12 protein-coding genes and 1 pseudogene are annotated in these 20,190 nt (G+C 69.6%); 4 read left to right on the top strand and 9 right to left on the bottom strand.

Annotated elements, in window-relative coordinates; all coding sequences use genetic code 11:
- Positions 1-11: 11 nt before the first annotated feature.
- Positions 12-1,592 (bottom strand): glutamine-hydrolyzing GMP synthase, encoded by a 1,581-nt coding sequence (gene guaA / locus ABT114_RS18000; RefSeq protein WP_351143540.1) that lies wholly within the window; start codon positions 1,590-1,592, stop codon positions 12-14.
- A 334-nt stretch (positions 1,593-1,926) separates the two neighbouring features.
- On the opposite strand from guaA, the gene ABT114_RS17995 reads away from it, so the two are divergent.
- A complete protein-coding gene (locus ABT114_RS17995; protein WP_351143538.1) occupies positions 1,927-2,226 on the top strand; it encodes a chorismate mutase in 300 nt (99 codons plus the stop codon).
- 673 nt (positions 2,227-2,899) lie between these two features.
- On the opposite strand, the gene ABT114_RS17990 is transcribed toward ABT114_RS17995, so the two are convergent.
- Positions 2,900-4,051 carry a hypothetical protein gene (locus ABT114_RS17990; protein ID WP_351143536.1) on the bottom strand — a complete coding sequence of 384 codons (1,152 nt, stop codon included), beginning with the start codon at positions 4,049-4,051 and terminating at the stop codon, positions 2,900-2,902.
- Positions 4,052-4,274: 223 nt separating this feature from the next.
- On the opposite strand from ABT114_RS17990, the gene ABT114_RS17985 reads away from it, so the two are divergent.
- Positions 4,275-5,381 (top strand): LPXTG cell wall anchor domain-containing protein, encoded by a 1,107-nt coding sequence (locus ABT114_RS17985; RefSeq protein WP_351143534.1) that lies wholly within the window; start codon positions 4,275-4,277, stop codon positions 5,379-5,381.
- A gap of 185 nt (positions 5,382-5,566) precedes the next feature.
- Here ABT114_RS17985 and ABT114_RS17980 read toward each other — a convergent pair whose 3' ends face one another.
- From ABT114_RS17980 to ABT114_RS17970, 3 genes are all read right to left on the bottom strand, one after another.
- Positions 5,567-7,426 carry a GMC family oxidoreductase N-terminal domain-containing protein gene (locus ABT114_RS17980; protein ID WP_502988336.1) on the bottom strand — a complete coding sequence of 620 codons (1,860 nt, stop codon included), beginning with the start codon at positions 7,424-7,426 and terminating at the stop codon, positions 5,567-5,569.
- 39 nt (positions 7,427-7,465) lie between these two features.
- Positions 7,466-9,103 carry a succinic semialdehyde dehydrogenase gene (locus ABT114_RS17975; protein WP_351143532.1) on the bottom strand — a complete coding sequence of 546 codons (1,638 nt, stop codon included), beginning with the start codon at positions 9,101-9,103 and terminating at the stop codon, positions 7,466-7,468.
- Between the two features lie 137 nt (positions 9,104-9,240).
- Complete coding sequence (locus ABT114_RS17970; RefSeq protein ID WP_351143530.1) at positions 9,241-10,977, bottom strand: serine/threonine-protein kinase; 1,737 nt, start codon at positions 10,975-10,977, stop codon at positions 9,241-9,243.
- Positions 10,978-11,088: 111 nt separating this feature from the next.
- Here ABT114_RS17970 and ABT114_RS17965 point away from each other — a divergent pair.
- Positions 11,089-11,466 (top strand): annotated as a pseudogene (locus ABT114_RS17965) (helix-turn-helix transcriptional regulator); the annotation flags it as partial.
- On the opposite strand, the gene ABT114_RS17960 reads toward ABT114_RS17965, so the two are convergent.
- The gene (locus ABT114_RS17960; RefSeq protein WP_351143747.1) at positions 11,426-12,034 is read right to left on the bottom strand and encodes a Uma2 family endonuclease; all 609 of its coding nucleotides are present in this window, start codon (positions 12,032-12,034) and stop codon (positions 11,426-11,428) included. The pseudogene ABT114_RS17965 and the gene ABT114_RS17960 overlap by 41 nt on opposite strands.
- A 92-nt stretch (positions 12,035-12,126) precedes the next feature.
- Positions 12,127-12,606 (bottom strand): ATP-binding protein, encoded by a 480-nt coding sequence (locus ABT114_RS17955; RefSeq protein WP_351143525.1) that lies wholly within the window; start codon positions 12,604-12,606, stop codon positions 12,127-12,129.
- On the opposite strand from ABT114_RS17955, the gene ABT114_RS17950 reads away from it, so the two are divergent.
- Positions 12,605-12,748, top strand: coding sequence for a hypothetical protein (locus ABT114_RS17950; RefSeq protein ID WP_351143523.1), 144 nt, complete (start codon positions 12,605-12,607; stop codon positions 12,746-12,748). The genes ABT114_RS17955 and ABT114_RS17950 overlap by 2 nt on opposite strands.
- 223 nt (positions 12,749-12,971) lie before the next feature.
- On the opposite strand, the gene ABT114_RS17945 is transcribed toward ABT114_RS17950, so the two are convergent.
- Positions 12,972-13,241, bottom strand: a complete 270-nt coding sequence (locus ABT114_RS17945) for a hypothetical protein (protein WP_351143521.1) — start codon at positions 13,239-13,241, stop codon at positions 12,972-12,974.
- A gap of 5 nt (positions 13,242-13,246) precedes the next feature.
- Positions 13,247-20,107, bottom strand: coding sequence for an HYD1 signature containing ADP-ribosyltransferase family protein (locus ABT114_RS17940; RefSeq protein WP_351143519.1), 6,861 nt, complete (start codon positions 20,105-20,107; stop codon positions 13,247-13,249).
- Positions 20,108-20,190: the final 83 nt, after the last annotated feature.

Raw genomic sequence — 20,190 nt, 5'->3', positions numbered from 1 at the left:
CGTAAAGGGGCTTACTCCCACTCGATGGTGCCCGGGGGCTTCGAGGTCACGTCGAGGACGACTCGGTTGACGTCGCGGACCTCGTTCGTGATGCGGGTGGAGATCTTCCCGAGGACCTCGTACGGGAGGCGGGACCAGTCGGCGGTCATCGCGTCCTCGGAGGAGACCGGGCGCAGGACGATCGGGTGGCCGTAGGTGCGGCCGTCGCCCTGGACGCCGACGCTGCGGACGTCCGCGAGCAGGACCACCGGGCACTGCCAGATGTCGCGGTCGAGGCCGGCCGCCGTCAGCTCCTCGCGGGCGATGGCGTCGGCCTCGCGAAGGAGGTCGAGACGGTCCTTGGTGACCTCGCCGACGATACGGATGCCGAGGCCGGGGCCGGGGAAGGGCTGGCGCTGGACGATCTCGTCCGGGAGGCCGAGCTCCTGGCCGACCATCCGCACCTCGTCCTTGAAGAGCTTGCGGAGCGGCTCGATGAGCTGGAACTCCAGGTCCTCGGGGAGGCCGCCCACGTTGTGGTGGGACTTGATGTTCGCGGTGCCGGTGCCGCCACCGGACTCGACCACGTCCGGGTAGAGCGTGCCCTGGACCAGGAAGGCGACCTCGGGGCCCTCGTCCGCGATGATCTCCGCCTGGGCCTGCTCGAAGACCCGGATGAACTCGCGGCCGATGATCTTCCGCTTCTCCTCGGGGTCCGAGACACCCTTGAGCGCGTTGAGGAACCGCTCCTCCGCGTCCACGACCTTCAGCTGCACGCCGGTCGAGGCCACGAAGTCCTTCTCGACCTGCTCGCTCTCGCCCTTGCGCATCAGACCATGGTCGACGTACACGCAGGTCAGCTGGGAACCGATGGCCTTCTGCACGAGGGCGGCGGCCACGGCGGAGTCCACGCCGCCGGACAGGCCGCAGATGGCGCGCTTGTCGCCGACCTGCTCGCGGATCGCGGCGACCTGCTCCTCGATCACGTTGCCGGTGGTCCAGGAGGGGGTGAGGCCCGCGCCACGGTAGAGGAAGTGCTCCAGCACCAGCTGGCCGTGTGTGGAGTGCATCACCTCGGGGTGGTACTGGACGCCGTACAGCTTCTTCTCGTCGTTCTCGAACGCGGCGACCGGGACGACGTCCGTGGAGGCCGTGACGGTGAAGCCCTCGGGCGCGGCGGAGCAGGCGTCGCCGTGCGACATCCACACCGACTGCTCGTCCGGGGTGCCCTCGAAGAGGGTCGAGGCGGGCTTGCTGACGTGCAGGGGCGTACGGCCGTACTCGCGGGCGCCGGTGTTGTCGACCGTGCCGCCGAGGGTCGTCGCCATCAGCTGGAAGCCGTAGCACATACCGAAGACCGGGACGCCGGCCTCGAAGAGGGCGCGGTCGACGGTCGGGGCGCCCTCCTGGTAGACCGACGAGGGGCCGCCGGAGAGGATGATCGCTGCCGGGTTCTTGGCGAGCATCTCCGCGACCGGCATGGTGCTGGGCACGATCTCGCTGTAGACCCGGGCCTCGCGGACGCGGCGGGCGATGAGCTGGGCGTACTGCGCGCCGAAGTCGACGACCAGGACGGTGTCGGGGGCGGCGGCAGCGGGAGTCGCTGATGACACGGGTTGCCTTCCGGCGGCTGGGCGGGGGGTCTCGGCACCAATTCTACCGGGGTGCGAGTGGGTCACCTCCCGTGTACTGGGAGTTCCCCCCTGGCCCCCGGCCTGTGACACCCGCCACCCGACCCGGCCGGGCAGAAGGCGCCGTGGCATACTGATCCCATGCTCACGCACACGACCTTCGTCTTTACCTATGGCAACCGGCCCACCGGCTGCCATGGTCGTGCTGCTTGAGCAACTGACAAGCGACTTCCCAGGCGCCCCGGGCCGACAAGGCCCGGGGCGTCTGGCGTTTCCGGGTCCTGCCGCTCCGGGGCACCACACCGCACCCGAACCGATGAGGAGCCCCACCATGGCCGACGTACTCGACAAGACCGGCGCCCGGACCGACGAGGCCGCCGACGTGATCACCGGTGCCCGTGAGCGCATCGACGCCCTCGACGACCGGATCATCGGTCTCGTCCAGGAACGGGTGGCCGTCTCCGCCGTCATCCAGGAGGCGCGGATCGCCTCTGGCGGCCGGCGCGTGAACCTCTCCCGCGAGATGGAGATCCTCGGCCATTACAGGGAGGCGCTGGGCAAGCCCGGTACGTCTCTCGCGATGTTGCTCCTGGAGCTGTGCCGGGGTCGTATCTGAGTTCGGGCCCGTTCTCACCCGTACGGCGCGTGACCGCCTCTCGAACCGCTTCGTTGGTCCCGGTGTCCGTGCCAGCCAGGGGCGGGCCCGAAAGCCCACGCGTGGCTTGCTGGAGCGCTGAGGCGTACGGATCGTGCCGTGCGTCGTGGGACCTCGCTCCAGGGAGGTGACCGGACGGCAGGGGACAGCAGCCCGGTCACCCAAGAGAACGGTCGGCTCCGGGGACGCCCGGGGCCGACCGGCGGGAAATGCAACATGCACAATGCCGGGTGAAACGGTTGCGGAGGCCGCGTCCATCCAGCACGATGCGTAGAAAGCCCCGAGTCCCCACCCAAGTCCTCCCCAAGCTTCGCCGAAACCCCCCAAGTCCCGCCGCAGACAACTGCATTGCACGGCATTGCATGGCACGGCATGGCACTGCCCGATCGCCAGAGGTCGAGACCAGCCGTGCGCCCCGAGTGCGCCGGGGCGCCGACCGGGAGCGGTTCGAGGGCGGTTCATGGCAAGCGGCGCAACCCCCCGGCGCCGCTCCCAGGCACCGGCGCTGCCCTGACGTCGGTGCTGACGGAAGAAGGGCCCCGCGACTCCGTCCGCGGGGCCCTTCGCCATGTCCGCCCCCGTGTAAGGGCCAGGCACCTCATGCCGGGGGCACCTCATGCCGCGGGGGGTCGGGTCAGGTGCGGGAAACCGTCCCGCAGCCCTCCTCGCGGTTCGTGTCGATGTCCTGGCTGCGGTCGTACGGGTCCGTGGTCGGGCCGGTCGGGGCTGCGCCCGTGGGCTCGGCCGTCGAGAACTGGGGGTGGAGATAGCCGTCGTAGACGTCGCAGGCCGAGTTGCCGATCTCCTGGTCGTACCTCACGACGGCGATCTTCCCCGGGGTGACCTGGTACTTCGCCGGGTCGGAGAGCTCGACGTCGAGCACGCGGCGCACGATGGTGCGGGCCACCTCGCTCGCGCCGTCCTCGGTGCGCACCACCGGGTAGACGAAGGTGTAGTCGGCGTGCACGACGACGGAGGCACGCTTGCCCGCCTTGAACGTCATGCGCCCACGTGTCTTGACCACGTCACCGACCGGCCGCAGCTCGTCGGGGTCGAAGCGGCTGAACATCAACAGCGGGTCGTGGTCCTTGTCCGGCTTGCGCAGCGACCTGTCCAGCCGGCCGAGCAGGTCCGTCTGCCGGGGATCGATCACCGCGAGCGCGGTCTCCGGGCGCCCGCCACGCAGGGTGGCCTGGTCGAGGTTCGCGTCGACCAGGAGCTGCCTGGTCTGCTGGAGCGCCTGCCCCACCTGCGCCTCGGACAGCGATCCGACCGGTGTCGCCTTCGGCACGACGATGCCCGCCTCACCCTCGGCCCAGCGCAGGGCCGGGGAACCGGCGAACGGATTGTCCAGGGTCGGGGTCTCAGGATCCGCCGACTCCGGCGGGGCGGTCGGGGCCGCGGTCTCGGGCGGAAGCGGTGCCGCGGCGGCCTGCGACTCCGCCGTGCCGAAGGGATCGCCCGGCAGCAGCGACGGCCGCACCGCGACCACGGCCACAGCGATAGCGACGGGCACACCGAGAACCGCCCACAGCTTCCGGCGCCGGGCCGCCCGCCTGTTCGTCTCCTGCCAGGCCGCCGACCCGGTGCGCCACCCCTCGGGCAACTCCCCCCGCGCCTCCTGCTCCCGCAGCCTTGCGGTGACCATGCGGGCCCGCGCGGACGGCTCCTTCGGCGCCGAGTCACGAATCTTGCCCTCGGTGTCCCGTACGAACTTCTCCCACACCTCGTCGGGTATGGACTCCCCGGAACCGGGTCTCGGCTCTTCGGACGGTCTGTCGGCCACGGCGCCGCGTGCCTTTCTCTGAGTCAGCTCCGGTCGGCTGTCGAGGAGGAGAGGTTACGGCACTCAAAAACCTGTGAACGGCGTACAACCATTCACAGGCGTCGCGAATCAAACCAGCCGTAACACGGGCCATCCCGCGCCCCACACGCGGAAGGCCTCCCCCCATGCCTGCTGTGAACCGGGATAGCACGAGTCGCAGCGCCACGGACATACCGAGGTCTTCATGAAGATTCGCCGAGCTCTGGCCACCGCGGCCGCGACAGCGGTCATAGCGCCGCTCGCCCTGCTGTCGGCCCCCGTCGCCTTCGCGTCGGACGGCACTCCCGACACATCCACGACCGCCCCGGCGGCGGAGCAGAGCACTCCCACCTCCGACGAGAGCACCCCTGCGGCGGACCAGAGCAGCCAGGCGGCCGGCAGCGAGGACACCGCCGGCGACGACAGTGGCTCCGCGGCCGGCGAGGACGACTCGGCCGGCGACGACAGCGGCTCGGGCTCCGACACCGCCGCCGACACCGGCTCCGACGCCGACTCCGACAAGGCCCCCGTGGCCGGCACCGGCACGGCCAGCAGCAGCTCCAGCACATCGACGACGGCCACGCCCAGCGGCGAGCCGTCCGAGTGGCCCGAGGACTGCCCGGTCGACGAGGACGGCGTCGACGCCGACTCCCAGCTGAGCCTCTCCGTCGACGGCCTGCCCGGCAAGATCGTCGCGGGCAGCGGCTGGCACAACTTCAAGCTCACCGCCGCCAACCACAGCGACACGTCGCTCGGCACGGTGCAGTGGCTCGCGATCATCGACAACGACTCGCTGAGCGACGACGAGAAGGACTGGCTGGGCACCTACGCCAAGATCGAGTACTTCAACCCGAAGACCAAGGCCTGGGAGTCGATCGCTGACGAGATCGGCAACGGCTTCTACTTCGGTGAGACGGAGCTCGGCCCCAAGGAGACCGTCGGCATCAAGCTGCGCGTCGACATCACCGCCAAGGCTCCCGCCGGTGACGGCTTCACCGTGGGCCTGGGCGGATACGTGGACGCCGAGAAGAACTGCGTGCACAGCTCCTACTCTCTCTACGAGTTCACGGTCCTCAAGCCCGGCAGCAGCAACGACGACCCGGGCGAGGCCAAGCCGGGCAAGGGCGACAAGCCGGCCGGCGGCAAGCAGCCGCAGGGCGGCGCCGACGAGATCCCGGCCACGGGCAGCCTCGCCTCGACCGGCTCCAGCTCCGCCCTCCCGGTGATCGGCCTGGTCGGCGGTGTCGCCGTCGTGGCCGGTGGCGGTGCGCTGTTCATGGTGCGGCGCCGGAAGGTCGACGCGCAGGCGTGAGGCGTACGAAGCGACGTACGGAGTCACGCCGTACGAAGCGACGTACGGAGTCACGCCGTACGGAGTGAGACGTACGGAGTGAGACGTACGGCGGGACCGCGTGACGCGTAAGACGTGGCGCGTGACGCCGGCAGCGGAGAGGGACCTGGGCTCGGAGGGGGGCTCAGGTCCCTTCCCGTTTCTGGTTACTCCTTCGGCTTCGGCGGAACCACCGGCACTCCCAGGAAGGGCAGCCGCAGCGCGCCGAACGCCTCCGCCGGGACCGCCGGCGACTTCGGCTCGACCGGCTGCAGACGTTCGTACGCGGCTCCCTGCGCGGGGCGCGGGTCCGCCTCGCCCTTGTTGGGCCAGTACGACATCGCGCGCTCGGCCTGGGCGGTGATCGTCAGGGACGGGTTCACGCCGAGGTTCGCGGAGACCGCCGCGCCGTCGACGACCGAGATGCCGGCGTGGCCGTAGAGGCGGTGGTAGGGGTCGATGACGCCGGTTTCGCGGGTGGCGCCGATCGGGCAGCCGCCGAGGAAGTGGGCGGTGAGCGGGGTGCCCATCAGTTCGCCCACGTTCGAGCCCGCGAAGCCGTTGATCTCGGCGGCGACGGCCGACGCCGCCTCGGACGCGGCCCTGATCTGCTTGGGGTTGGGGGCGCCGTGGCCCTGCCGGGCGGTGAGCAGGCCCTTGCCGACGCCGGACGGTTTCAGGTATGTGGTCAGCGAGTTGTCCAGGGACTGCATGACCAGGCCGATGATGGTCTTCTCCGACCAGCGGCGGTTGGAGAGGGAGCGCAGGACGAGAAGCGGATGGCGGGCCGCGTTCGCCAGCCAGGCGCCCACCCGCGACGAGCCCTCCACATAGGGCACCTGGAGGATCGACAGGCCACCCATCGAGTTGGAGCCCTTGCCGTAGCGGACCGGCTCGATGTGGGTGTTCTCGTCGGGGTGGACCGAGGACGTGATGGCGACCCCGCGAGTGAAGTCGACCTTCGGTTCGCCGGTGGCCCTGCGGTAGCGGCGGTTGTCGGTCTGGGCGCCGACCAGCGCTTCGGAGTTGGTGCGGGTCAGTTCGCCCAGCTTCTCCGAGATGTACGGCAGCTGCCGGCCCGCCTTCATGCGGTGCAGCAGCGTCTGGGTGCCGTACGTACCGGCGGCGAGGACGACCCGGCGGGCCGTGAAGGTGCGGCCCTCGCCCTTCTTCTTCCGGTCCGTGGGGAGCGTGGCGACCGCGTAGCCGCCCCGCGAGTCGTCCGTGACGGACATGACCGTGGTCATGGGGTGCACGACCGCGCCCGCCTTCTCGGCGAGGTGGAGGTAGTTCTCGTTGAGGGTGTTCTTCGCGCCGTGCCGGCAGCCCGTCATGCACTCGCCGCACTCGGTACAGGCCTTGCGCGCCGGGCCCGCCCCGCCGAAGTACGGGTCGGCCACCTGCTCACCGGGCTTGGCCTTCGCCTCGCCGCCGGCGTCCTGGCCGTCCCCGAAGAACACCCCGACCGGCGCCATGTGGAAGGTGTCGCCCACGCCCATCCGCTGCGCCGCCGCCTTGAGGTGGACGTCGGACGGGGTCATGGTCGGGTTGAGCCGTACGCCGAGCATGCGGCGGGCCTGGTCGTAGTACGGCTCCAGCTCCTCCTGCCAGTCGGTGATGTCACGCCACTGGGGATCGTCGAAGAAGGGCTTCGGCGGTACGTAGAGGGTGTTGGCGTAGTTGAGGGAGCCGCCGCCGACGCCTGCGCCGGCCAGGACCATGACGTTGCCCAGCAGGTGGATGCGCTGGATGCCGTACATGCCGAGCTTGGGGGCCCACAGGTAGTTCTTCAGGTCCCAGGAGTTCTTGGGCAGGGACTCCCGGGTGAAGCGCCGGCCGGCTTCCAGGACTCCGACGCGGTAGCCCTTCTCGGTCAGGCGCAGGGCGGTGACGGAGCCGCCGAAGCCGGAGCCGACGACGATGACGTCGTAGTCGTAGTCCGAGTCGTCGTGGCCCGGGTCGTCGTAGCCCGCGTCGCCGGGGCCCGGGTCGTCGTCCTGCGTGCGGACAGAGTTCTCCTGTGACACGTGCTCTCCTCGTTGAGAACTGCCGGTGTACGGCGGGGTCTAGCGGAAACGGAACGCCTTCATCAGCCGCAGGCTGCGGCTCATGAACTCCGCGTACTTCTCGTCGTCCATCCCCAGCGAGGGGGCCATCGGCAGCAGTCGCTGCTGGGCGACCGTCTGGGCCTCGGTGTACTTGAGGATGCCCTCGGAGCCGTGACGGCGGCCGAGGCCGGAGTCCTTCATGCCGCCCATGGGCGACTGGACGCTGCCGTAGGCAGGGGCGTAGCCCTCGTTGACGTTGACCGTGCCGGTGCGCAGGCGGGCGGCGACCGCGCGGCCGCGCCGGCTGTCCTTCGTCCAGACGGAGGAGTTCAGGCCGTACGGCGTGGAGTTGGCGTGCTCGACCGCCTCGTCGTCGGACGTGAAGCGGTAGAGGGAGACGACCGGGCCGAAGGTCTCCTCCGTGCACACGGACATGGGGGCCTCGACGCCGTCGAGGATGGTGGGCTCGAAGAAGTACGGGCCGATGTCCGGGCGGGCGACCCCGCCGGCGACGACCTTCGCGCCCTTGGCGACGGCCTCCTCCACATGCCGCTTGACGGTCTCCAGCTGGCGTTCGCCGACCAGGGAGCCCATGTCGGCGCCGTACGCGAGGGACGTACCGAGCCGCATGGCCTTGGTGCGGGCGGCGAAGCGCTCGAGGAAGGCGTCCGCGATCGACTCGTGGACGTACAACCGCTCGATGGAGATGCAGAGCTGCCCGGCGGAGGAGAAGCAGGCGCGGACGGCGCCCGCGGCGGCCTTCTCGATGTCGGCGTCCGCCAGGACCAGCATGGCGTTCTTGCCGCCGAGTTCGAGGGAGACGCCGACCAGGCGGGCGGCGGCGCCCTGGGCGACCTCGCGGCCGGTGCGGGTGGAGCCGGTGAAGGAGACGTAGTCGGCGTGCTTGACGACCTCGGGGCCGACGACCGGTCCGTCGCCGATGACGACCTGGAACACCTCGGCGGGCAGTCCGGCCTCGATGAGGAGGTCCCGGGCCCACAGGGCGGTGAGACACGTTTCGGTGTCCGGCTTCATCACGACGGCGTTGCCCGCGACGAAGGCCGGGAGCGCGTCGCCGACGGAGAGTTCGAGGGGGTAGTTCCAGGGGGCGATCTGGCCGACGACACCGCGCGGGTGGCGCAGCTCGGTGACCTTGGTGAGGGTGGGCATGGCGCCCGCGTGCCGCTTGGGCTTGAGGTAGGCGGGGGCCTTGCGGCCGTAGTGGCGGGCCGCGACGGCGACGGCCTGCACCTCCTCGTGGGCGTGCAGGCGTGCCTTGCCGGTCTCCAGCTGGATCAGGTCGAGCACCTCGGCCTGGCGGGCGAGGACGAGGTCGTGGAAGCGGAGCAGGACGGCGGCGCGCTGCCGTACCGGAGTCTGCGCCCAGACGGCCTGGGCGGCACGGGCCGCCTCGAAGGCCTCTCGCACGTCCTCGGGGGTGGACTCGGGCAGGTCGGCGAGCTTCTCGCCGGTGAACGGCGTGTGGTTGGCGGTCCGGCCCGAGCCGACCACACCCTTGGTGAGCTGGGCGACCAGCTCGGGGGTGACCACGTCGGCGGCGGTACGGGCGCCCGTGGGAGCGGGGGCGAGAGGGTTGGTTCCGGTCTGTTCGGGTGTGCCCGTGCCGGTCTTCTCCGGGGCCTGCGAGTCCGTCATGAGCCGCAGGGTATGCCGGAGCGGAAACTTTGGGTACCCGTCGGTAATCGGGATTCACCGAGTGCTCACACATCGCCAGTGATCACTGGCAACGAACGTGCTGATCAGGCCGTTGTGCGGCGGTGATCAGCCACGCTTCAGTCACGTCCGATCTCGAGGCGGTCGCGGGCGCCCTTGAAGACCGCGGTGCCCTTCTTCTCGTCGGCCGTGCCCTTGGGCATGTCCACGCGCAGCTCGTACATGCGGTCGTCGTCGGTGCGGATCATCAGCTCCATGACTCGGCCCAGGCTGTAGGTCGTGTCGGCGAGGACGGCCTCGTCGCCGTGGAAGCTGGTGCGGGTGTACTGCGTCCGCGCGTCCCCGTCGTAGGAGTCCCAGCCGTCGTGCGCCTCCTGCGCCTGGCCCATCGGGGAGCGGGGGGCCTTGTCCCACTGGGTGAGGCGGACGTCGACGCTGCCGGCCGAGTAGACCACCAGGCGGGGCTGGGAGTGCGCGCCGCCCTGCCGGGCGAACTCCGTGTAGCCGGCCGGGAGGGAGAGGAGGGCGTCCATGGCCTTCTCGGGGTGGGTGGTCCAGGTCTCGGGGGCGGAGGTGGTGGGATCTGCGCTGTCCAGCGGGACGTAGGTACCGGAGTACTCCGTGACAGCTCCGCTGTCGGGGTCGCCGAGGTAGGAGACGCCCAGCCAGGTGGCGCCCGCGAGAAGGGCGGTGGCGAGGAGAACGGGGATGGCGAGGCGGCGGCGGGGTTTCGGCGCCGGGGTGGGTGCGGTGGGGGTCTGCGGCTCGGGTGGGGTGGTGATCTGGGGCTCGGGCCCGGAAGACGATGCGGTGGACGGCTGCGGCTCGTGGGCCCGACCCCGCACACGTCTGGAAGAGGGGGCCGGTACGTGTGCGGGGTCGTCCGGGTTCGTACCGCGTGCGGCCTCCGCCGGCGGCGCTCCCAGCCGTACCGTCCCGGCGTCGTCGCCGAACTCCGTCAGGTCGGAGGCGTCCTGGGGCTCCGCGGCCACCCCGCGTGCCACGCCCGGCCCGGGCCACCCCTCCGCCACCGCCTCCAGTACCGTACCGACCTCTTCCGCGTCCGGCCGACGCTCGGGGTCCTTCTCCAGCAGCCGCACGATGAGCGGCCCGAGCGGCCCCGCCTGCTTCGGCTCGGGCGTTTCTGCGGCAAGGATCGCGGCGAGCGTGGACTCCAGCGTCGTACGGCGGAACGGGGACCAGCCCTCGACGGCCGCGTACAGCAGCACGCCGAGCGACCACAGGTCGGAGGCGGGGCCGGCGCCCCGGCCGGACATCCGCTCGGGCGCGATGAACTCCAGCGAGCCGATGAACTCGCCGCTGACGGTGAGGGATTCCTCGCCCTGGACATGGGCGATACCGAAGTCGGAGAGGACGACGCGGCCATGGCGTCCCAGCAGCACGTTGGCCGGCTTCACGTCGCGGTGGACGATGCCGACGGCGTGCGCGGCCCGCAGGGCGCCGAGGACGGCGAGGCCGACTCGGGCGGACTCGGCGGGTTCGAGGGGCCCGCGCTGGAGCAGTTCGTGCATGGATTCCCCGCGGACCAACTCCATGACGATCCAGGGCAGTCCGTCCTCCTCTTCCACGACGACGTCGTAGATGGAGACGGCGGAGGGATGATCGACCCGGGCGGCGGCCCGGGCCTCGCGGTAGAGACGGTGGGCGGCCCGCTGGCGGCTCACGTCCTCCGGGTCACCGGGCAACCGCGGCTGCTTGACGGCGACTTCCCGCTCCACCAGCTCGTCGAGCGCCCGCCATACGGTGCCCATGCCGCCGGAGCCGATGCGCTCGATCAGCCGGTAGCGCCCGCCGACCAGACGTCCGCCGCCCTGGTGTTCGCCGCCGTCACTCATGCCCCATGACTACCGTGCGGGACGCCTCCTTGTCGACGCGGGCCTACCCCGCCCACGGGACGGGCGCGAACGTGCCGCCCTGTCGCCGCACCTCCATCACCCCCGTACCGCATGATCCGCGCGTGGATGTCGGAGGCGGAGGCGGGCGCCTGGCCGGCGCTGAGCGACCCGGTGGCCACCGCCGCCCTGCGCGCCCTGCACTCCGACCCGGCGGCGCCCTGGACCAACGACCGTCTGGCCGCCGAGGCGGGCGTCTCCCGCGCCACGCCGGCCCGCCGCTTCACCGCCCTCGTGGGCCGGCCGCCGATGGCGTATCTCACCTGGTGGCGGCTGACCCTGGCGGCGGCGCTGCTCCGGGACTCCGACGCGCCACTGGCTTCGGTGGCGCGCGAGGCCGGATACAGCAGTCCGTACGCTCTCTCCCACGCGTTCAGCCGGGAGTTCGGCGTCACTCCGGGGAAGTACCGGCTTCCGGCTCAGGGAGGGTGAACTCCGACGTGTCCAGCTCGAAGTCGAAGGGCGCGGGCACGTGCAGCGGCCGCCCGAAGGGGATGTTCGTGCGGGACCGGTACCCCTTGGGAGAGGGGTCCCAGAACGCGCTGATCTCCTGGATCTTCATGTCGAGCAGGAGATACACGGGCACGATCCGCCCATACGTGTCCAGCTTGTCGAGCCAGTCCACGTCCTTGGTGGAGTCCGAGGTCAGCTCGGCCACGAGGGAGAGGGCGGCGCCGTCGGCGTGACGGCCATCGGCGTCGAAGGCGGATTCGTCGGCGACGAAGAGATCGGGGCCGAACCCTCGCTCGGAGGGAGGGAACACGAAGAGGAAGGGCGAGGTCTCAGTGACGTGCCCCTCGGGAGCATGGGCCTCTACCTGTGCGCGCAGCCTTCGCATGGGACGCAGGTAGCGCAACTTCGACCACGGCGACACGACGATCTTCCCCCGGATGAGCTCGGCCTTGTAGCCGGCAGGCGTGTTCAGCTCCTCGACGATCCGGAGCATGTCCTCGAAGGTTCCGGCCGGAGGAACGTCTATGGCCGCCGGGCGCTCGGTCATGGTGGTCACCACGGTCCTCCATTGGTTACAGAGCGTGTCGCCCTTCCTACGATAGCGCTGGGCCACTCCGGTCGCCCGCTCCTCGACCGCCCTCATGCCGCAGCCGTCCGGTCCACGGTCTGCACCCCCACCTCGCACCACAGCAGCTTCCCGCCCCGCCCGAAGAAATCGCCCCCGAGCGGGTAGCCGCCCCACGCGTCCGCGTAATGGCATACGAGGAACAGCCCGCGCCCGCGGTCCGCCTCGGTCGGGACGGGCCGGAGCGCGCCTCGACTCTTGTCGAAGGGAGGCGGAATGTGCGGGTTGGCGTCCCACACGCTCACGCGCAGACGGGTGCCGGGCAGGGCACGGAGGCGGAGGGTGGCGGGGCCGGTGGAGTGACGGTAGGCGTTGGTGACGAGTTCCGAGGCCAAGAGCTCGGCGGTGTCCGCGAGTTGGGCGACACCGCGCCTGGCAAGGACGGCACGCAGGGTGACGCGGTCGATGCGCGCGGCTCGTGGATCGTGGAGCAGTTGGAGGGCGTACGCCCAAGTTGGGGACGCTTCGCACTTCGACGGGGATACGGTGAGCATGAATGCCTTCCGCGAGAGCGACGAACCCGACACGATCCTCACCACCGGCCCCGGCCAACTCGCGCGCCTGATAGTCACCCTCCGAAGCCCGCACCGCAAATCCATGCTCGTGACGTGCTCCCTGGCCTACAGCTCGATGTGATGCAGCGTGCCGTGCCTCGGCCGGCTCATATGGACGCCCCTGATGTGCACTCGGCCACGACAGTGGTATGCCGGACTCGCGCGGGCGCCACGTTCAGATGCCGGACGGATTAATTTCCGAGGTTTCCCGAGAAATCGGAAAGGGCCCACCAATATCACTATTGGTGGGCCCTCCGGAGCCTCGTCGAAAATCCGACGTCAGAATTTCAACGGGGCTACCCGCCTCACTTTCGGTCTCTATACCCCTCTACCTGTTCGGCGATTTCCTCCAGGGCATCCGCTCCGATGACGCTCTCCAGAGAATCGCCCACAAATTCACGGGCTCGAGCCAGTCGTGCGGGGAGACCGTACTCCACCACATACTCAAGGAGTATGTGGGGATCTTCGCCTGCTCCGATGCGTGACAGTACTCGATCCAGAGAGACCACGTACTCCTCCAGGTCTCGGAACAGGTCGGTGAATCCCGCCAGCTCCACTGGAATGCTCTGGGTCACGCCCGTCACCTCACCACTCGAATATTCTGAACCGCGAGATCGCCATCCGCAACCCATTCCGTGATGCCCATCGTCGCATTGTATCTCGACTTTACTCGCCCGGCCGGCACGTCGAATTCAAGCACGTGGTTTCCTCGGCCGCGCCCGATCCCCAGCTTGGCCTCGGCATCACGGGGGCTCCACGGCTTCCCCTTGGCCGGAACCATGAAGACCTTGTTCTGGTCGCTCGCGCGAATGACGCCACTCTGCTTGATGCCCGCCTTCCCCCGGGCATTGGTGTAGTGCCGCATCCGAACCAACTCTTCAGCGGCGTCATCACCGCCTGTAGGACAGTTGTGGACGAGTACGGGAGTGGTTCCCACCACCACGTAGTAGGTGTGCAGCTCACTGACCGTGAGGTTGTGCACCGTGGCGTCAAGAGCCGTCCAGCGCTGCACCGCAGTGACCTGGACCATGGTGCCCGTGCTGGTGCGCAGCCAGTCCCCGGACGTGAGGTCCGTGGCCTTGAGCCATGCGCCGAGCTCGGGCACCCAGAAGGGGTGCTTGTCCGTGGCCGTGACCGAAGCCGTCCTCGAACCCTTCTCCCCGTCGAGGTCGATCGTGACCTTGACCAGGTGCTTGAGGCCCTTGCCCTTGATCTCGGCGGTGACCGTCTCGGTCTTGGTCTCGCCCGTCTCCGGATCGGTGGCGAGGACCTTGTCCCCGATGTCGACGTCCTCGATCTTCTTGGTCGAGCCGTCAGCCATCAGCACCCGGGTGCCGGGCGTGAAGCTGTTCGGCTTCTTGACCACACACTCCGCGGCCTCCCCGGCCGCCTCCGCCGCCTTCTTGCTCTTCCTCCAGTCCTTGAAGCCGTCCCACAGCTTCCTGCCGAGTCCGACGATGCGCTTGCCCAGGGCGTACGCCTTGTCGACGCGGTACCAGTACTTCGAGACCAGCTTGCCGACCGGGCCGCCACCGATGAGCGACGTGACGACGTTCGCGGCGGTCGCGCCGCAGGAGCCCAGGCTTCCTGTCGTGAAGCAGTCCAGCGCGTCCGTGATGCCCAGTTCGTCGGCGATGATCTTGCCGAGTTCCTTGGCGATGGCGATGGCGCGCTGCTTGGCCTCCTTCTCGGCGTCGCGGGCGAGGTCGGCCTTCGCGTCGGCCTCGGTGTAGGTGCCGCCGGTGTTGTCCGTGACGGAGCCGCCGCTGTCGTGGGTGTCCACCGCGCCCCGGTGCTTCGACGGGCCCGGTCCGCACTCGTTCCAGCCGCCGACGCAGTCCGCGAGCCGCAGGCCCGAGGCATCGCTGAAGGTGACCGGGTTGTTGTTCGAGTAGGCGTAGCCGTTGATCTGCTGCGGGTCGGTGTAGTCGACGACCGGGTCCGCCGAGATGAACCGGCCCGTGTCCGCGTCGTACTCGCGTGCCCCCAGCGTGGTCAGACCCGTGGACTCCTGGATCGTGCCGCCCACGAAGCCCTTGTCGTTGACCCAGCCGGAGGACGAGGACGAGGACTCGTCCCGCGCGTTGCCGAACGGGTCCGATCGGCGGCGCGTCGTCGTACCTGTCGTCGCGTCGACCGCCAGCTCCGCCGTGCCCTGGTGGTCGGAGGCGAGGAAGTGGACGCCGTCCGCCTCCCGCATCGCGACCGTCGTGCCGCCGAAGCCGTAGTAGCGCGTCGTCGTCACCTTGGACGTCGACTTGTCCAGGTGCAGCTCCATGCCGGGCAGGTAGAACGTCTTCTCGTCCGGGGTGTCCCGGAGAATCCGCTCACCGGCCGCGTCGTACTTGTACGACGTCACCGAGTTGTCGGCGTTCGTGACCGTGGTCAGCTCGCCCTGCTTGTCCCAGCCCAGCGTCTGTGTGTCGCCGGACAGGACGCGCGTGGTGGTGCTGCCGGACGCGTCGTAGGTGTAGGTGTCCTGGGAGGTGACCTCCGGGGTCGTGCTCGTCGCCTCGGTGTTCTCGACGACGGACGACACCGTGTGCGGGCCGGAGGCGGAACCGTCCGGGCCGGAGCCCGTCTCGCCGTACTTGTACGTCCGGCTCGACGTCGCCGTCCCGTTCAGCCCGTGCCGCACCTCGCTGGTGCGGTTGCCGATCGAGTCGTAGCCGTACTCGGTCCAGTACGGGGACGTCCCGCCGACCGTCGAGGAGGACGCCCCTGACGAGCACGCGGCGTCCGTGCCGCCCGTGCCCGACGCGCCGTTCGACGTCACCGACGACGTCCAGGTGTCGGTGAGCCGGCGCAGACCGTCGTACGTGAAGCACTGCACGTCGCTCGCGCCACCGCTCGGCGTGTCCGCGATGGAGAGGATGTCACCGGCCGCGTCGTACGTGTAGTCCGCGTCGTACGCGACGCTCGACGCGCCCTCCACGTCCACCCGCGAGTTGGTCAGGCGGTCGGTGCCCTGCTCGTAGGTGTTCGTGATCCACGTCTTGGGCGTCGAGGAGACGCCCGTGGACAGCTCGATCTGCTCCAGGTTCGACGTCGGGGAGTACGAGGCGTCGGTGACGTAACTGCCGCCGGACAGCGAGGTGTTCACACCGACGGGGCGCTGGAGGTCGTCGTAGGAGTAGGACAGCGCCTCCCCCGACAGGTCACCCGCCGCCGGCAGGCCCTCGCCCTGTACCGTGCCGTCGTCGTTGTACTGGGTCGTGTACTCGTACGTCCCGCCCAGCTGCGGTTCCGCCGTCTTCGACAGGTAGTACTTCGTCGAGGTCGGCTTGTAGTCGTTGTCCGCGTCGAGGACCGGGTAGGTCACCGACGAGTAGACCGCGCCGTCCTTGTAGGTGTAGACGCCGTACAGCTCGCCCTTGACGGCCGTGTCGTACTTGGTCACCGACAGCTTGGTGCCGGTGGTCGCCTCGCCCTGCCAGGTCGAGACCTCGCGGCCCAGTTCGTCGTAGACCGTCGACGTCTTGTCGCCGTTGACCGTGGCCGAGGTCTGCCGGTCCAGCTCGTCGTAGGTGTACGAGGAGGAGCCCGTGTCCGGGTCCTCGGCCGTCTGCTTCAGGCCCAGCTGGTTGTAGGTGTAGGACCACACGTTGTCCGCGTCGTCCGTGACCTTCGTCAGCCGGCCCGCGTCGTCGTAGCCGTAGGACGTGGTGACCGCGTCACCGTCCGTCGGGTACTCGATCTGGGTCGACGTCCGGTCCCGGGCGTCCTTCACGACCGTCGTCTTGGTGTCGCCGGTGGGAGGCGTGGTCGTGACGCGGTCGCCGCCGTACGTGTACGTCGTGCGGTACTTCTCCGTGCCCTGGACCTTGAAGACCGACGCCGTGGTGCGGCCCGCGCCGTCGTACTCCGTCACCGTCTGGGCGTCGAGGTCGGCGTTGACCGGCTCGAAGAGCGTCGAGGACGGGGCGCCCGAGGCGTAGTAGGTGTCGTTCGACTTCACGATGCGGCCGGAGCCGTCGTACAGCGTGTCGGCGACCATGCGGCCGCCGTCCGCGCCCTCCGTCTGTTCCTGGCGAGGCCTCAGGAAGCCGTCGTACAGCGACCATTCGCTGCCGTACGAGGTTCCGTCGTTCTCGATCTTCAGGGTGTGGATGGCGGTCGGGGCGGTGTTGCGGATCAGGTACTCGTACTTGATCGATGCGGTCAGCCCGATGCGGTCCGGGAGCCAGACGGAGGTCAGGCGGCCCAGGCCGTCGTAGGCGAGTTCGGTGCGCTTGCTGTTCTGGTCCACCTTCGCGCTCGGCAGCCCCCACTGCGGGGCGTACTCGGTGGACGTCGTCCAGCCGAGCCGGTTGGTGGTGATCTCCTTGGTCGCCAGGCCGTAGGTGTCCGTGTACGTCGTGGAGGACGTGTACGCCGTCGACGAGGACGCCGTCTGCGCGTCCTTCACCACCAGCGGACGTCCGTAGTCGTCGTACGTGGTCACGGCGGTCGTCTGGTACGTCGCCGTCGTGCCGTTGTGCGACTGCAGGCGCTTGACCGTGGTCGGGTCGCCCTTCGTCGGGGCCGCGCCCAGCGTCGTCGCCCCGTCGTAGTAGGTCAGGTCGTCGGAGATGACGTCCTTGCTGCGGTCCGGGGTGCTCGCGCAGTCGACGCCGACCTTCTCCACCCGCGACACGTACGAGTACAGGTGCAGGCTCGTACTGTCCGCGTACTCGGTGCGGGTGCACTCGTTGTCGGCGACGCCGACCTCGCCGTCGTCGTCCACCTGGACGGCACGGCCGTAGTCGTCGTACGTGGTGGTGGACTTCGTGTGGCGCCAGCCGCCGGACGCGAGCGCGACATACGTGTCGGCCGAACCCCGCGCCACATAGCGGGCCTTGCGGGTGCCGAAGTCCTCGGTCTGGGTCGCGGTCACCGCCGTCCGCGGTACCGTCACCGATCGCTGCGTGATGTCGGAGCCGTTGTAGGTGATCGTCTCCAGCTCCTGGCCGGCCTTCCAGTCGGAGTCGTCGTAGGAGACGCCGTCGGAGTCGGTCACGGTGGCGGAGCGGCTGTTGCCGTCCTTGTCCACGTCGCCGTCGAGGCCGCGGAAGAAGACGTGCTCGGTCTTGGTGTTGGACGCGGAGTTCGTGCCGTCGGAGGTGACGACCCGGACCCGGCCGTAGCCGCGCCAGTCGCCCCAGGTGCGGTACTCGGACTTGCTGATGCCGTCGGCCGGCGTCTTCCGCCAGCCCGCGTCGCCGAGGTAGGTGTACGTCGTGACCTGGTCGGCGTTGCCGCCGGTCAGGTCGGTCTGGACGACCGATTCGACGACGTACTTGTGGAACCAGTCCACGATCGGGTCCGTGGCACCCGGCGGGTTCCACTTCACCGGGAAACAGCGCTTGGTGGAGGAGTCCTCGGCCGGAAGGTTGCTGGTGGTGCACTGCGGGGCCGCGTAGTTGACGCTGAGCGTGCCGCCGCTCTCGTTCTTCACCGCGGAGAGGCGGAAGCGGTAGAACGGCTGCAGGTTGTCGCCGGTCTCATCGACGCGGTTGGCCAGCTGCTGACCGTACAGCTCCACGGACGGGACCGAGACGTCGGTGCCGACCTTGCCGGTGTGGTCGATGGCGTTGAGCCACAGGGACTTGGAGCCGTCGCCGTTGTCGGTGAAGACGTGGGACAGGCTCCACACGTCGACCGGGGAGTACGTCGAGTCACCGGTGCGGATCTGCGTGGTGATCTTCGTGAGCTTCTTGCGGGTCCAGAACGTCGGCGAGTTCTGACCCTCGCACTTGGTGTCGGCCTTGCAGTTCTGGTCCCACGGCACGTCCGGCCAGTCGGCGGCCGTGTCGTCGGTGAGGTCGGAGGCCTCGCAGTCGGTCAGGGAGCCGATGCAGCGCTCGGCGGTGGTGAAGACGACCTGGGCGGCCGGCTTGGTGGAGTAGACACTGCCCGCGCGCTGGCCGTAGTCGATGCGCTTGAGGTAGCCACCGCGGATGTAGGACTTGCCGTTCTCCGTGGTCTTCAGGCCCTGCGTGTAGTAGTTCGTCTCGGTGCCGTAGTAGTACGACATGGCGTTGCCGTGCGGGTCGACGACGTAGTCGAGGTTCCAGCGCCAGGCCTGGGTGCAGTAGGCGTCGGCGAAGGTCGAGTTGTAGCAGGGCTCGCCGGAGTCGTCGCCGTAGACCGGCTCGGTCCAGGTGGAGCTGGTCTCCTCGTTGCCGCTGGCGTAGCCCGGCAGACGGTTGAGGCCGAAGAAGTACTGGGTGCCGTCGGAGGTCGTGACCTTCCAGTACTCGCCGTTGTTGTCACCGTTGGTGGTGCCGGTCAGGTGCTCGACCTTGGAGTTGTCGTCGGAGCTGATCCGCCACTCGCCGGTCGTGTCGTCCTTGATGATCTGACCCGAGGCACCGCCGGTGAGCGAGAGCGTGGCGTTGTCGAACGCCCAGCACTGGTCGCCGTTGGTGTCGTCGTGGCCGTCGTCGGCGCACCCCTTGTAGCTGCGCTCGATGTAGCCGGGGTCGTAGGAGAAGCCCTGGCCGATCCACGAACCCTGGTTGTTCGTCGTGGCGGTCTGGCCGTCGATCGACTGGGAGTTGTAGCTCAGGCCGACGGTCGGCTGCGCGCCGCCGGGGACCGGCGGGACCGTCATCGGGTAGTTCCAGGTGAAGGCGCCGGACGAGGTGTCCACGCCCCACTCGGAGGACGGTGCCAGGCTGGTCGCCTTGTAGTCGCCGCCGTCGCCGCCGCTGCTCGCGGTGGCCGCGAGGACGGTGGCGGAGGCGGTGGCCGACTCGGCGCTGCGCAGCAGCTGCGTCTGCGCGCCCGACGTGTCACCGCCCGCCTGTACCGTCGCCGTGATCGTCTGCTTCTCGGCGTTGTTGCTGCTCTTCAGGTACGTCGGTGTCGAGCAGCCCTTCTTCTCCGGCGTCGTCAGGACGCACGCCGGGTACTGGGCGAGCCGGAGGCGTGAGCCATAGCCGCCGCCGTAGGCATCCGCGAAGTCGCTGTAGTCCAGGGTGACCTGAGCGGCGCCCTTGGTGGTCTCGCCGTCGGTGCGGGCGACCGTGAACAGGACGCCGTCGATGCCTGCGGCCTCGGTCGCCTTGCGGCCGAGAACCTCTACGCGGACGGAGTCGGCGCCCTTGGCAGCCGCCTTCGCGGTGAGGGGGAGCCCCTCCGCCTCGGTCGCCTTCCCGGACAGCTCGACCTCGGCGCTGCCCGCCTTCGGCCAGTGCGTCTCGTCGGCCTGCTTGACCGCCGCCTTCCCGGCTTCGTCGGTCTGCTTGAGTGTCTTGGCCTTGGCGTTCTTGCCCCGGACCGGGTCGTCAAGGTTCGTCTGGGTCTTGGGCTGGGTCAGGCCGTCGGCGGCGCTTGCCTGCGGGGCGTACTGCGGGAGCAGGCCGATCGACAGGGCCAGGCCGAGTATCAGCGCGGCCCGTCTGCGACCGCTCCGCCAGGCCGGTCGGGCCGACCGGTACCAAGGGGGCGAGGACATGACATCTCCATCGGAGTCGGAATCGGAATCGGAAAATGGGCAGGCCGAAGCGTGGGCGGGCGGCTGGAGTGCCGCCCGCCCAC

It is taken from the genome of Streptomyces sp. NPDC002088 (assembly GCF_040296605.1).
GTDB lineage: Bacteria > Actinomycetota > Actinomycetes > Streptomycetales > Streptomycetaceae > Streptomyces.
This window is presented reverse-complemented; position numbering and strand designations above follow the sequence as displayed.

What these genes read in the sequence shown, in the direction of transcription:
- ABT114_RS17955 (WP_351143525.1), bottom strand. Translation starts at nt 12,606, where the DNA reads ATGCTCACCGTATCCCCGTCGAAGTGCGAAGCGTCCCCAACTTGGGCG.
- ABT114_RS17995 (WP_351143538.1), top strand. Translation starts at nt 1,927, where the DNA reads ATGAGGAGCCCCACCATGGCCGACGTACTCGACAAGACCGGCGCCCGG.
- ABT114_RS17985 (WP_351143534.1), top strand. Translation starts at nt 4,275, where the DNA reads ATGAAGATTCGCCGAGCTCTGGCCACCGCGGCCGCGACAGCGGTCATA.
- ABT114_RS17960 (WP_351143747.1), bottom strand. Translation starts at nt 12,034, where the DNA reads ATGACCGAGCGCCCGGCGGCCATAGACGTTCCTCCGGCCGGAACCTTC.
- ABT114_RS17975 (WP_351143532.1), bottom strand. Translation starts at nt 9,103, where the DNA reads ATGACGGACTCGCAGGCCCCGGAGAAGACCGGCACGGGCACACCCGAA.
- ABT114_RS17970 (WP_351143530.1), bottom strand. Translation starts at nt 10,977, where the DNA reads ATGAGTGACGGCGGCGAACACCAGGGCGGCGGACGTCTGGTCGGCGGG.
- ABT114_RS17950 (WP_351143523.1), top strand. Translation starts at nt 12,605, where the DNA reads ATGAATGCCTTCCGCGAGAGCGACGAACCCGACACGATCCTCACCACC.
- ABT114_RS17940 (WP_351143519.1), bottom strand. Translation starts at nt 20,107, where the DNA reads ATGTCCTCGCCCCCTTGGTACCGGTCGGCCCGACCGGCCTGGCGGAGC.